This window comes from Streptococcus suis (genome assembly GCF_024509555.1).
Classification (GTDB): Bacteria; Bacillota; Bacilli; order Lactobacillales; family Streptococcaceae; genus Streptococcus; species Streptococcus suis_AD.
This window is the reverse complement of sequence record NZ_JAMWEL010000008.1, coordinates 19,817-32,214: the sequence shown is the minus strand read 5'-3', so window position 1 is coordinate 32,214 and position 12,398 is coordinate 19,817. Positions and strand designations below refer to the sequence as shown.

The window sequence follows — 12,398 nt, the reverse complement described above, 5'->3', positions numbered from 1 at the left end:
ACCTCAGTTAGACAGGTCGGTGATGAATTGCATTGAATCCTGTATAATCGAGCGATTAGACTTCCAACAATTCTTTTTCTTTGTCGGCAGTCATCTTGTCAATTGTCTTGATGGCTTCATCGGTGACTTTTTGAATATCTTTTTCAAGGGTTTTCAAGTCATCTTCCGTGATTTCTTTAGCTTTTTCAGCTTTTTTAGCCTCGTCCATAGCATCACGACGGATGTTTCGGATAGCCACTTTAGAGTTTTCACCCACTTTTTTCACTTCTTTAGCCAAGTTTTTACGCGTTTCCTCTGTCAATGCAGGAATAACCAAGCGAATAACAGTACCATCAGACTGTGGTGTTAAACCAAGGTCAGATGCGTTCAGGGCACGCTCAATATCCTTCAAGATTGACTTGTCAAATGGTGTAATCAAGAGAACACGCGCTTCTGGAACGGTAATACCAGCCAACTGGTTCAAGGGAGTTGGCGCACCGTAGTATTCTACTGAGATACGGTCCAACAAGCTAGCATTGGCACGACCAGCACGGATATGGCTAAATTCACGAGCCAAACTCTGATGCGATTGGTTCATGCGTTCTTGGGCTTTTGCAATAATTTCTTTAGACATAAGACTTCCTTCTTTATTTTTTATCTTTTATTTTTCTTCTGTAGAGTTAGAAACCGTAGTACCGATTTGTTCACCAAATACAACACGCTTAATATTGCCTGGCTCGTTCATGTTAAAGACTACCAAGTCAATATCGTTGTCCATTGAAAGTGTTGAAGCTGTTGCATCCATGATTTTCAAGCCACGACTGATAACTTCACGGTGGGTTAATTCATTAAATTTAACCGCATTGGCGTCTTTTTTCGGATCGGCATTATAGACACCATCCACTCCGTTTTTAGCCATCAAGATTGCATCTGCTTCAATTTCTGCAGCACGAAGAGCCGCTGTTGTATCTGTTGAGAAGTATGGTGAACCAATTCCAGCACCGAAGATGACAATCCGACCTTTTTCAAGGTGACGTAGGGCACGCCCACGGATGTAAGGCTCAGCCACAGACTGCATGGCAATCGCTGTCTGCACACGGGTATCCACACCAAGTTGTTTAAGGGAATCAGCCATTACAAGAGCATTCATCACCGTACCAAGCATACCCGTATAATCTGCCTGCACACGATCCATACCCGCTTCAGCAGCAGGTTCTCCACGCCAAAGGTTACCACCACCAATAACAAGAGCAATTTGAATACCTGATTCTGCTACTTCCTGAATTTCTTTCGCCATTTCTTGAACTGTTTTTAGGTCAATTCCGACACCACGTTCGCCAGCCAAAGCCTCTCCAGATAGTTTGATTAGAATACGTTCGTATTTAGGTTTCATCATCATTCTCCTCTATTTTATCCCTACTATTCTACCATAAAATCACAATTTTTTATAGAAAAATCTCCAAGAAAAAAGGAAATTTCTACTAAATTTCCTTTCATTTCAAAACAACTTATTCCACCATCATAAAATAGCTTTGTACTTAGCTGCTAGCCCTCTTACAACCGCAGGTCTAATCGCTATTTTATCAACCCATGATTTTAAATTACTATAGGATTCAACATCTAAAAATTCTGCTGAACCTGGATATAATTCTCCTTGCATCAAACGGCCATACCAAGACCAAATTGCAATATCTGCGATGGTATAGTTATTTCCAGCAATGTATTCTCTAGTCGCCAACAACTGATCCAACAAATCTAATTGGCGCTTGGTTTCCATAGCGTATCGGTTAATAGGATATTCCTGTGCTGTCGGAGCGTAATGGAAAAAATGTCCAAACCCACCACCAACAAATGGAGCGGCGCCAGTTTGCCAGAAAAGCCAATTAAGAACCTCTGTCCGCTCCGCCCAAGCTTTTGGCAGGAAGGCGTCAAACTTTTCTGCCAAGTAGAGGAGAATATTGGCTGATTCAAAGACACGAACGGGTTCTTCTTCAGAATAATCTACAAGAGCTGGAATTTTTGAATTTGGATTGATGTCTACAAAATCTGATCCAAACTGATCTCCCTGCCCGATATTGATGAGATAAAGGTCATAATCAGCTTCTGAAATACCTAACTCTTTCAACTCCTCCAACATAATGGCAACCTTAATACCATTCGGCGTTCCCAGAGAATAAACTTGTAAGGGCTTGTCTCCTTTTGGTAAAGCTTGCTCAAAACGGCTACCTGCTGTTGGACGATTGCCTGAACGATTGTCATTTTCATCTTCCCACTTCCAAACCAGTGGTTTTGTGTATTCTGTCATCTGTTATTATTCTACCTTTCCTGGGATAAAACTTGCCATTCGATAATGATTTTGAAGTTTTTGAATGTAAAGAGAGAGTTGAACCAATTCTTTAGGAGCATGACAGGTCAAGGCTGTCAGCTCTGCATTAACATAGCGTCCCAATCGATCAGCAAGCAAGTAGAGATTGTCAACTTGATCAAGCTCTTTTGCAGTTTCAAAAACCTTTTCACGCAAAACAGGTGTGATAGCATCCTCTGGTAGCTGATAAACCGCCGAAAGATGACTATAAAATTCTTCACGGGTCACCTTCATAGTTGCCTCCTCAATCACTTTTTACATATATTATAGAGTTTGTTTTATTGAATGTCAACTAAAAAAGATTGCCCATAGACAATCTTTCTATTGATTAAAGTGAGTTAGGATCAACTTTGATACCAACACCTTGTGTTGTTGTGATAGATACTGAAGTCATGTAAGTACCTTTAGCTGTAGCTGGTTTAGCTTTAGCCATTACATCGTGGAAAGCTTTGAAGTTTTCAACGAGTTTGTCAGCGTCAAATGATACTTTACCGATAAGAGCTTGTACGATACCTGCTTTGTCAGCACGGTAAGTGATTTTACCACCTTTAGACTCTTCAACTGCTTTAGCAACATCCATTGTTACTGTACCAGTTTTAGGGTTTGGCATCAAGTTACGTGGACCAAGTACGCGACCAAGACGTCCAACAACAGCCATCATATCTGGAGTTGCGATAACAACGTCGAAGTCCAACCAACCACCGTTGATTTTAGCAACGAGGTCATCTTCACCAACAAAGTCTGCACCAGCAGCTTTTGCTTCTTCTGCTTTAGCACCGCGTGCGAAAACAAGAACGCGAGCAGTTTTACCAGTACCGTTTGGCAATACCATTGCACCACGGATTTGTTGGTCTGCTTTACGAACGTCGATATTCAAGTTGTAAGCAACTTCAACTGATGCGTCAAATTTAGCGAAGTTAGTTTCTTTTGCAAGAGCAACAGCTTCTTCTACGCTGTACAATTTTGTGCTGTCGATTTTCTCAAGAGCAGCACGCAAGTTTTTGCTTTTTTTAGCCATTTTATATGTCTCCTTGTAATCAGATAATCTTGGGTGCTACTTATTAGTCAGCAACAGTGAATCCCATAGAACGAGCGGTACCTTCGATCATACGAATCGCAGCTTCAAGAGATGCAGCGTTCAAGTCAGGCATTTTAGTTTCAGCAATTTCTTGTACTTGTGCACGAGTAACTGTTGCAACTTTAGTTTTGTTTGGAGTACCTGAACCTTTTTCAACACCTGCAGCTTTTTTCAAAAGAACAGCAGCCGGTGGTGTTTTAGTCACGAAAGTGAATGATTTATCTTCATACACAGAGATAACGACTGGGATGATCAAACCAGCTTGGTCAGCTGTACGAGCGTTAAACTCTTTAGTGAATCCCATGATGTTGATACCTGCTTGACCAAGTGCTGGTCCGACTGGTGGAGCTGGAGTAGCTTTACCTGCAGGAATTTGAAGTTTTACGAGTTTTTCGACTTTTTTAGCCATGATATAAAATCCTCCTATTGTGGTTTTGGCGGTAATTACAGATTTTTACCTCCCACAAATATGTGTTATACACATACCTTTTCATTATACACGATTTTTAAAGAAATGCAAGCTTTATGTTTACTTTTCCAAGCATTTTTTATAAAATTAGAGTATGTTTGAATCAATTCTATTTCTAAAAATTGCCGCGGTGTCATTTGTAGTTCTCACATTGACCATTTCAATTATCTTTGTCAAAATATTTGGCTTGCAAAAACGTGGTGGAAATTTCGCAGATATTGCTTTCCCCATGTTTGCTTTTGAATTTTATCTCATTTCAGATAAAATGTATTACAACAGCCTACTTCCTTACCTTATCTTAGCCCTATCAATCCTAGCCCTCTCTATCAGCCTTTTTTTCCTTCTCATCAGAAAAAGTTTTTCATACAAAAGATTTTTTAAAATTTTTTGGCGTTCCGGTTTCATTTTGACATTTTTCATGTATCTGGCTCTAGTCATTGCTGTATTGACACTCAAATCCTAGAACAAAGCCCCCTGTAACTCACTGTTACAAGGGGCTCTTTTTATTCATGAATTTCTAATGGCAAACCATCTGGATCAAAGAAGAAGGCCATCTTCTTCCCGTCAAAATCATCTGTCCGAATAGATTCATGTCGAATAGCTAAACGGTCAAATTCTTTCAAACAAGCCTCCACATCAGCCACTTTAAATGCTAGATGGCGAAGCCCAGTGTGTTCTGGATTGGGCATGGCTGGACGAAGAGGCGCATCCGGCTTGATAAAAATTTCCAAGACCATATTTCCTTTTTTGACATTGAAGAGAATGTCATTTTTTTCTGGTCGGATATGTTCATCTAACTGCTCAAAGCCTAATTTTTCTACATAGAACTCTCGTGTTCGTTCATAATTGCTGCCGATGATGGCAATATGGTGGACTGCTTCAAATTTCATTACTTTGTTTCCAATACCTTTCTGGGTTTGGTGCCTTCTGCGGGACCAATAACCCCTGCTGCTTCCAACTCTTCCATTAGTCTGGTTGCTCGGTTAAAGCCGACAGACAAGCGTCGTTGGATCATAGAAGCACTGGCTTTCTGAGTTTCCACTACCAAAGCACGCGCTTCATTGAAGAGTGGATCTCCACCCTCATCTCCAAAACCAGATTCTCCGTCACCGTCTGCAACTTCTCCAGGGTCGAAGGTTTCATCATAATCAGCGTCTGCTTGTTCCTTGACAAAGTTGACAATGCGTTCAACATCATCATCGGAAATAAAGGAACCTTGTAATCGAACGGGTGCAGACTCTCCAATAGGATGGAAGAGCATATCTCCACGACCCAAGAGTTTCTCCGCTCCATTTTCTCCCAAGATGGTTCGCGAATCTGTTCCAGAAGCGACCGCAAAGGCAACACGAGATGGCACATTGGCCTTTATTAGACCAGAGATAACATCTACAGATGGTCGTTGGGTCGCAAGAATCATGTGAATCCCAGCTGCACGAGCTTTTTGTCCCAATCGAATAATGGCATCCTCCACTTCCTTGCTGGCCACCATCATGAGGTCTGCCAACTCATCGACAATGACGACAATCAGAGGCAATGGAATTTGTTTCTCTTCTGAACGACTGTTAAACTCTTCTACCTTGGCATTGTAGCCTTCCAAATTGCGCACACCGATATGACTAAAGAGCTCATAGCGATTTTCCATTTCGTCCACGACTTTTTGCAAGGCCCGAGCTGCCTTGCGCGGATTGGTCACTACTGGAATAAGCAAATGGGGAATATCGTTATAGACGGACAATTCAACCATTTTAGGATCAATCATCATAAATTTGACCTGGTCAGGTCCTGCCTTCATCAAAATAGAAGAGATAATACCATTAACTGCAACGGATTTCCCTGAACCAGTTGAACCAGCGACCAAAAGATGGGGCATTTTAGTCAAATCAAAGGAACGAACTGAACCATTGACTGCCTTACCAAGTGGAATTTCTAATAGCTTGCTAGCATCTGTCTTGGATTGTTCCCAAAGTTCGCGGAAAGGAACCATGGCCACTTCTGAGTTTGGCACTTCGATACCAACCAAAGATTTACCAGGAATCGGTGCCTCAATCCGGACATCCTTAGCAGCCAGTGCCAAAGCCAAATCATCAGCCAGATTGGAAATCCGATTGACCCGCACACCGACAGCCGGCTTTAATTCATAACGGGTTACGGATGGACCGATTTCTGCTCGTTCCACCACAACTTTTATGCCAAAGCTGGCAAAGGTATCTTCCAAAACCTTGATATTTTGTCGGACTATTTTCTTCTCGTTTCCTTGTCCTTTTGATTTGACCGGTGCAAAGAGGTCAATGGACGGTAGTTTGTAAACCAAATTCTTCTTGGGTTTGAAATCAATCTGAAAATCTTGGCCATCATCTTCAGCAATAGACTGACTCTGGGTGGAAATTTCTTCCTCATCCTCCACCAGCATAACTGGGAATTCATCTTCCACGTGACTATCATAGCCTGAAATAATTGGAACTTGAGAAACTTCTTCCTCTAGAATTTCCCCAGTTTCAAGATCAATCCTCCGATCATCAATCTCAATCGTCTGGTTTTCTCTTTTTTCCTCAAGACGAGCCAATTCTAGCTGACGTTTTTCTTCTCGTTCAGCCCGCTTAATCTCACGAAGCTCTGCCCTTTTTGCCTGCCCCTCAGCCAACTTATCCTTAGCCAGTGACAAGCCATCCGCCACATCATAGACAGACCATGGACCTAACTTAAAAATCCCAAAGGCCAGGATCAAGAATCCGATGAAGAAGGCACCAGCATTGGCAAAGAGAACGGACACCGGCCAATAAAAGATACTGCCCAGCAAGCCACCACCAGCAAAGTTGGTCACCTGAAACTTTGATAAATCGCTCAAGATAAATTTGAAGGTCTGGTTGAATAAGTCACTTCCTTTATAACCTAAATCCAAATAAGCCTGAAATTCGATTAGAAGACCGATAAGAAGAAAACAAAATCCCGAAATGGTCCCCTTGCGGCTTCGAATCCGAGTCGGTGCAAAGAGGAGGATAAACGCACCCACCAAAACTAGGTAGGTGACACTACCGAACATCAAACGTAGTAAATTATAGCTCGTTACCCCAAACGCTCCCAAACGAATAGCAGCAAAGAGGACAACAAGTATACCAGCCACCCTTAGGGTGATGTTTTTTACCTTTTCCTGCTGGGCTTGTTCTGCCTTGGTTGGCCTGCGGGTCGCCTTTCCTTTTTTACTTGTTTTTGCCATAACATCCTCAACTTTCTCAATCTCTTTATTCTATCATAATTGAGAATATTTTTCATATCAGAAAAAGCCCTGCGTTCACAGGACTTCTCTTGGAGTGAAAGAATATTATAGGGGGGGACAATGTTATTTAATTGCTCGCTCACCTTCTACATAGAAGGTTGATGTCAAGCTTTCTTGACCGTCGTTGACAAGGATTTCCACACAGTTGGTGTCAACCAAGACTAGTAGGTCTGTCGCTTGCACAGTAACTGCTCGGCGAACCGTTGGCCATTCCTCCTCACCAGCTTGCTGAATCTTGAGGTGGCTACGGTCAATATAGACTTCTTGGCTTTCCTTATCGTATCCAAATTGCAGGTAATCTTGGTCAGTTCCAAGTTTCAACTCCAAACTGTCTTCCAGTTTAAGAGAGAGCTTGCTTGGACCTTGGATGCTTTGTCCAATTTCAATATCCTTGAAGGCTTCCAAGACACTTGTTGGCAGAACTTGGTGCAATCCGTTTTCAGTCTTCTTGAGAATGCATGGAAGGGTCATCTGACCGTACCACTTATGACCTAGGTCATTGGTCACCACCTTGCGACCCCAGGTGTGCATCCAGGCTACCATGACACGTTCGCCTTCTGGACCTTCGGTAGTCTGAGCTGCGTAGAAGTCATGTCCGTGGTCAATTTCCTTAAAGGAATCTGCCACAAAGACCTTTTTCTCCCAGTCCACATGACCTGTCACAAAGATGTTGGAATTGATATTGATAAAGTCATTCCCATCTTTTTGGTAACGCATGGGAGAGATAATCAGGTACTCTTGACCGTCCACTTCAAAGTAGTCAGGACATTCCCAGACAAAGCCCTGGTTGGCCTCACCTTTCAAGAAGATGGACTCAAATTTCCAATCCGTCAGGTTTGGAGAGCTGAGTAAGACGATACAGCCGACATTGTCCTTGTGCTTGGTTGCGACAACAGAGTAGTAGTGACCATCTTTCTCAAAAATCTTCGGATCGCGGAAGTCATTAGCAATCACCTCTTCTGGCAGTCCTTCTGCTGTTGCGACTGGATTCTGCTCGATTTTTTCAAAGTGAATACCGTCAGTCGAGAAAGCCATGTTCTGAACTTGACTAACCGTCCCGTCTTCATTGACGATGTGACCTGTGTACATGAGCCAGAGGACATCATCTTTGACAATGGCAGAGCCCGAAAAACAGCCGTCTTTATCGTAAGCTTTATCAGGAGCTAGGGCAACTGGAAGCTGTTCCCAGTTGACCAAGTCCTTACTTTTTGCGTGGCCCCAGTGCATCGGTCCCCAAACACTTTCGTAAGGGTTGAATTGGTAGAAGAGATGGTACTCTCCACGGAAGTAGATAAATCCATTGGGGTCGTTTATCCAGCCTGTTTCTGGTATTAAATGGGCTTGCGGTTTGAAAAGCGGATTGACCTTTCCTTTTTCTGTCTGAATAAATTGATTGGCTTTATCAACTGTTTTCACAGGCAGCCTCCTTTTGATTACTGATTTTCTTTATACTGATCGTAGTATTTTTGCTTGATAGCTAACCAGTCAGAAAGACCATAGCTTTCCAATTCTTTCAAGTAGCTATCCCACTCTTCTTCGATACCACCGTTTACAATCCATTCTGCACGTTTACGGTAGATGAAGTCGTTCATATCTGCTTCAACTTGGGCAATCTTGTCCAAATCTTCTTGTTCCATGAAGACACGAGGGTAGATATCATCATTGGTCACATAGTCAAGATAGGTTTCGTGCATCAAGTCCAAACGCCATTTCGCATCGTCTGGCATAGTTGTCACAGTTCCGTAGTATTCATCAAGAATAGCAAGCGGTCCACCAACTTCTGTCTTCTGACGCAATTCACCTGGAGCTGTGCCGTTCAATGGTAGGTGCTTAAGGCTATTGGTTGCTGAGTCAAATTCAAAAATATTTTGTTGGGTTTCATCGCCATATGTACCCCAGTTGTTTTGAACAGATTGGAGCGGAGCATATTGGGCATCGATCCACTTGGCTGTCAACTCCAAGTTTTTATTGGCTGATGTAATGACCATGCGATCGCGTTGGAAGCCCATACCGTTGGTACGAGTGATGTGCTTGGTTCCGTCAGGACCTGCCAAGACTGGCAAGATGTCATAGGTCTCATTCATACCAGTGATGTTGGCCTTGTCCCATGTGAAGTACACACCATAGAGGTTTTCACTTCCTTTTGCCAAGTAGGTATTCCAGTCTTGCTCAAAAGCTTCTGGGTCAATGAGACCTTTTTCTTGAAGGGTGCGCATGAACTCAACACCTTCTTTGTAGTCTTCGTTGTCCGCTGTAAAGTCAACGGTACCGTCATTATTTACGACGATATGGTCATCGTTATCTCCGACGCCAAAGGCACCAAAGAGAATCTTGAAGTCTTCGCCGCCGTTACCGTTGACAAAGGACATTGGAATTTCATCCGCCTTGCCGTTGCCGTTTGGATCCTGTGTCTTAAAGGCTTCAAGAACCTTGATCAATTCATCAGTTGTCTGTGGCATTTCAAGACCAAGTTTGTCCAACCATTCCTTGTTAATCCAAGCAATATCGCTGACAGTATGGATAGACTCCTTGCCTTCACCTAGCTCTTCAATCCATGGGAATGAGTAGATATGACCGTCTGGTGCTGTAATCATGGAACGGTACTCTGGATTTTCATCCAAAATTTTCTTGAGATTTGGCATATGCTCATCAATCAAGTCTTCAACTGGTACGATAACCCCTTGTTTTGCCCAGTTCATCAATTCCACATCAGAAGCCCCGTCATTATGGATAGCGTCTGGCAAATCACCTGAAGCAATGTCCAAGTTCCGCTTTTCACCAAAGTCAGACTGGTAGTTGGTCCATTCGATATGAACGCCAGTTTCTTCCTCTAAACGTTGGAAAATCAACTTGTCATTTGGATCAGCTGGAGCTAGGGGGGAGCTAGCTGTCATAAACTTAAGCGTAACGGATTTTTCAAGCGGGAATTGAACATCTTTCAATTCATAGTCAGGGCTTGATGCAGTATTTTTTGAGCCACAAGCAGCCAACAAGACGGTACTTGCAAGAAGTGTAACAACTGTTTTTCCAAATGTGTGTTTCATCAGAAACAACCTCCTATATTTGTAAATTGATTTTTTAGAATATCTTTCAGTTTCCTTTTATTACTAGCTCTGAAGGTTTTGTGAACCTTTAGAGGTGGGGAATAGAGGGAACTACGTTCCTATCAAAAAGCTGAATTCTGTACTGAAGTACGGCATAGCGAGTTCAAATAATACATGATTATTTGAAGCTGGAGATAAGGAAACGAAGTTTCCTCTTTCGTCGACGTAAGAAAAGAGAAAATGAAAGATATTTATTAACCTTTTAATGAACCAGCCATAATACCCTTATCAAAATATTTCTGGAAGAATGGATACATGACAATGAGTGGCAAGCTAGAGATGACAATGGTCGCATACTTAATCATTTCTGCGATGCGTTTCATTTCATTCATGGCAGCCTGGGCACCAATCATGTCCTTAGCAGGCTCGCTTTGAATGAGGATTTTACGTAGTACTAGTTGGAGCGGCTCCAAGTCTGGATCCTTGATGTAAATCATGGCATCAAAGTAAGAATTCCATTGACCGACAAAGGCATAGAGGAAAAGTACAAACATAATCGGTTTTGCCAGCGGAATCATGATCTTCCAGAAAATCTGAAATTCATTGGCACCGTCCATTACGGCCGCTTCTACCAACTCATCTGGTAAGCCTTGGAAATAGGTCCTTGCCAAGATGATATTCCAAACATTGACTGCACCAGGAATAATAATGGCCCAGACAGTGTTCAGCATTCCCAAATCTTTGACCAAGAGGTAGGTTGGAACAAGTCCGCCACCGAAGAACATGGTGAATACTAAGAAGGCATTAATCCATTTTTTCCCAACCAAATCTTTTTTAGAGAGCGGGTAGGCAGTCATGACTGAGATAGCCACGGTCACGAAGGCAAAGGAGAAGGAATAAAAGAGGGAGTTGAAAAATCCGCGTAGGATAGACTTGTCTGAAAATACCCGTTGGTAGCCTTCCACTGTCCAGTCCTTTGGATCAAAGCTAATGCCCTTGCTGACCAAAGCCTGCGGATCCATGAAGGAAGCGACTAGGATATATACCATAGGCACAACTGTTATGAGAACAAGAAATGCCAGCAAGATTTTATTGACAACCAGCATTCGCTTGTCAAATTTTGTGTACATTTGTGTATTCATATGAACCTCCTATAAGCCTTGTCCGTCGTTGATGCGTTGAACAATCTTATTAACTGCAATCAGCAGGATAATATTGATAAAGGCATTGAACAAACCAACCGCTGTTGAGTAAGAGTAGTCCCCTGACACCAAACCGATTTTATAGACATAGGTTGAGATAATTTCAGAACTGGTTAGGTTGAGGGAAGTCTGCATCAGAAAGGCTTTTTCGTAACCAACGTTCATGATGCCCCCAGCTGCTAAGATAAACTGAATGACCATAACTGGCTTTAGTGCTGGTAAGTCAATATGCCAGATACGTTGGAAGATATTGGCACCGTCCAATTTCGCTGCTTCAATAAGTGCAGGATCGACATTGACCAAGGTCGCTGTGTAAAGCGTTGATGCCCAGCCCATTCCCTGCCAGATACCACTGAGAATATAGAGCGGTCTGAAGAAGTCTGGGTCTGTCAGGAAGTTGGCTTCAATACCAAATAGACCGAGGAATGAGTTGACCGGTCCTCCTACTGAGAAGAAGAGGAAAATCATACCAACGATGACCACGACTGAGATAAAGTTTGGAGCGTAGAGCACCAACTGAATCCGCTTCTTAGCCTTATCGCTCAATAGTTGATTGAGCATGATGGCTAAAATTATCGGAGGAAGAAATCCTAGTAGCAGGCCGTAGACACTCAATTTCAAAGTGTTGGCAAGCAAATTACCAAAGTTTGGAGATGAGAGAAACTTGGTAAATTCTGAAAATCCAATCCACTCACTTCCTAGTACACCTTTTAAAGGGTTGTAGTCTTTGAAGGCAATCAGCACCCCGTACATAGGAATGTAACGGAAGATGAAGGTCAGGGCCAAACCTGGCAACAACATCAACAATAAAAGTTTTTGTTGCTTGATTCTATCGAATAGACTAGCTTGTTGCAGTTTTGATGTTTTCATAAGAACTCCTTTTTGAAACGTTTCAAATTTATTGATTTTAGAAAGAGGATGCGAACCTCTTTTTGAAACGTTTCATTTTTCTTGTAAAAATAAAACCAACTGTTTATTGATGATTTT

Annotated in this window: 13 protein-coding genes; 1 reads left to right on the top strand and 12 read right to left on the bottom strand. The window is 42.4% G+C overall.

Translation table 11 applies throughout. The features are described 5' to 3' along the window. Positions 1-55: 55 nt before the first annotated feature. The 6 genes from frr to rplK all read right to left on the bottom strand — a co-directional run bounded on the left by frr (position 56) and on the right by rplK (position 3,831). Positions 56-613, bottom strand: coding sequence for a ribosome recycling factor (gene frr / locus NF418_RS04955; protein ID WP_256778672.1), 558 nt, complete (start codon positions 611-613; stop codon positions 56-58). A gap of 27 nt (positions 614-640) precedes the next feature. Next, entirely contained in the window at positions 641-1,375 is a 735-nt protein-coding gene (gene pyrH / locus NF418_RS04950) for a UMP kinase (RefSeq protein WP_171999346.1), read from the bottom strand. Between the two features lie 123 nt (positions 1,376-1,498). After that, positions 1,499-2,284 (bottom strand): glutathione-dependent disulfide-bond oxidoreductase, encoded by a 786-nt coding sequence (yghU, locus tag NF418_RS04945; RefSeq protein ID WP_256778671.1) that lies wholly within the window; start codon positions 2,282-2,284, stop codon positions 1,499-1,501. A gap of 6 nt (positions 2,285-2,290) precedes the next feature. Next, positions 2,291-2,578 carry a hypothetical protein gene (locus NF418_RS04940; protein WP_256778670.1) on the bottom strand — a complete coding sequence of 96 codons (288 nt, stop codon included), beginning with the start codon at positions 2,576-2,578 and terminating at the stop codon, positions 2,291-2,293. 94 nt (positions 2,579-2,672) lie between these two features. Next, positions 2,673-3,362 (bottom strand): 50S ribosomal protein L1, encoded by a 690-nt coding sequence (rplA, locus tag NF418_RS04935; protein WP_024379858.1) that lies wholly within the window; start codon positions 3,360-3,362, stop codon positions 2,673-2,675. Positions 3,363-3,405: 43 nt separating this feature from the next. Continuing rightward, entirely contained in the window at positions 3,406-3,831 is a 426-nt protein-coding gene (gene rplK / locus NF418_RS04930; RefSeq protein WP_105109941.1) for a 50S ribosomal protein L11, read from the bottom strand. Between the two features lie 154 nt (positions 3,832-3,985). Here rplK and NF418_RS04925 point away from each other — a divergent pair, with 154 nt between their 5' ends. Beyond that, a complete protein-coding gene (locus NF418_RS04925) occupies positions 3,986-4,354 on the top strand; it encodes a DUF3397 domain-containing protein (protein ID WP_256778669.1) in 369 nt (122 codons plus the stop codon). 40 nt (positions 4,355-4,394) lie between these two features. Here NF418_RS04925 and gloA2 read toward each other — a convergent pair whose 3' ends face one another. From gloA2 to NF418_RS04895, 6 genes are all read right to left on the bottom strand, one after another. Then, the gene (gloA2, locus tag NF418_RS04920) at positions 4,395-4,781 is read right to left on the bottom strand and encodes an SMU1112c/YaeR family gloxylase I-like metalloprotein (RefSeq protein WP_256778668.1); all 387 of its coding nucleotides are present in this window, start codon (positions 4,779-4,781) and stop codon (positions 4,395-4,397) included. Then, positions 4,781-7,105 carry a DNA translocase FtsK gene (locus NF418_RS04915; RefSeq protein WP_256778667.1) on the bottom strand — a complete coding sequence of 775 codons (2,325 nt, stop codon included), beginning with the start codon at positions 7,103-7,105 and terminating at the stop codon, positions 4,781-4,783. Before NF418_RS04915 ends, gloA2 begins: the two co-directional genes overlap by 1 nt. Before the next feature lie 123 nt (positions 7,106-7,228). Continuing rightward, positions 7,229-8,581: a glycoside hydrolase family 32 protein gene (locus NF418_RS04910; protein ID WP_256778666.1), complete on the bottom strand. Its 1,353-nt coding sequence runs from the start codon at positions 8,579-8,581 to the stop codon at positions 7,229-7,231. Between the two features lie 17 nt (positions 8,582-8,598). Continuing rightward, positions 8,599-10,209 (bottom strand): ABC transporter substrate-binding protein, encoded by a 1,611-nt coding sequence (locus NF418_RS04905; protein ID WP_256778665.1) that lies wholly within the window; start codon positions 10,207-10,209, stop codon positions 8,599-8,601. Positions 10,210-10,463: 254 nt separating this feature from the next. Continuing rightward, entirely contained in the window at positions 10,464-11,351 is an 888-nt protein-coding gene (locus NF418_RS04900; RefSeq protein ID WP_029179549.1) for a carbohydrate ABC transporter permease, read from the bottom strand. 9 nt (positions 11,352-11,360) lie between these two features. Continuing rightward, a complete protein-coding gene (locus NF418_RS04895; RefSeq protein ID WP_105144481.1) occupies positions 11,361-12,281 on the bottom strand; it encodes an ABC transporter permease in 921 nt (306 codons plus the stop codon). Between the last annotated feature and the right edge of the window lie 117 nt (positions 12,282-12,398).

Excerpts from the sequence above, each read along its gene's own strand:
- frr (WP_256778672.1), bottom strand. The coding sequence starts at position 613 with ATGTCTAAAGAAATTATTGCAAAAGCCCAAGAACGCATGAACCAATCG.
- pyrH (WP_171999346.1), bottom strand. The coding sequence starts at position 1,375 with ATGATGAAACCTAAATACGAACGTATTCTAATCAAACTATCTGGAGAG.
- yghU (WP_256778671.1), bottom strand. The coding sequence starts at position 2,284 with ATGACAGAATACACAAAACCACTGGTTTGGAAGTGGGAAGATGAAAAT.
- NF418_RS04940 (WP_256778670.1), bottom strand. The coding sequence starts at position 2,578 with ATGAAGGTGACCCGTGAAGAATTTTATAGTCATCTTTCGGCGGTTTAT.
- rplA (WP_024379858.1), bottom strand. The coding sequence starts at position 3,362 with ATGGCTAAAAAAAGCAAAAACTTGCGTGCTGCTCTTGAGAAAATCGAC.
- rplK (WP_105109941.1), bottom strand. The coding sequence starts at position 3,831 with ATGGCTAAAAAAGTCGAAAAACTCGTAAAACTTCAAATTCCTGCAGGT.
- NF418_RS04925 (WP_256778669.1), top strand. The coding sequence starts at position 3,986 with ATGTTTGAATCAATTCTATTTCTAAAAATTGCCGCGGTGTCATTTGTA.
- gloA2 (WP_256778668.1), bottom strand. The coding sequence starts at position 4,781 with ATGAAATTTGAAGCAGTCCACCATATTGCCATCATCGGCAGCAATTAT.
- NF418_RS04915 (WP_256778667.1), bottom strand. The coding sequence starts at position 7,105 with ATGGCAAAAACAAGTAAAAAAGGAAAGGCGACCCGCAGGCCAACCAAG.
- NF418_RS04905 (WP_256778665.1), bottom strand. The coding sequence starts at position 10,209 with ATGAAACACACATTTGGAAAAACAGTTGTTACACTTCTTGCAAGTACC.
- NF418_RS04900 (WP_029179549.1), bottom strand. The coding sequence starts at position 11,351 with ATGAATACACAAATGTACACAAAATTTGACAAGCGAATGCTGGTTGTC.
- NF418_RS04895 (WP_105144481.1), bottom strand. The coding sequence starts at position 12,281 with ATGAAAACATCAAAACTGCAACAAGCTAGTCTATTCGATAGAATCAAG.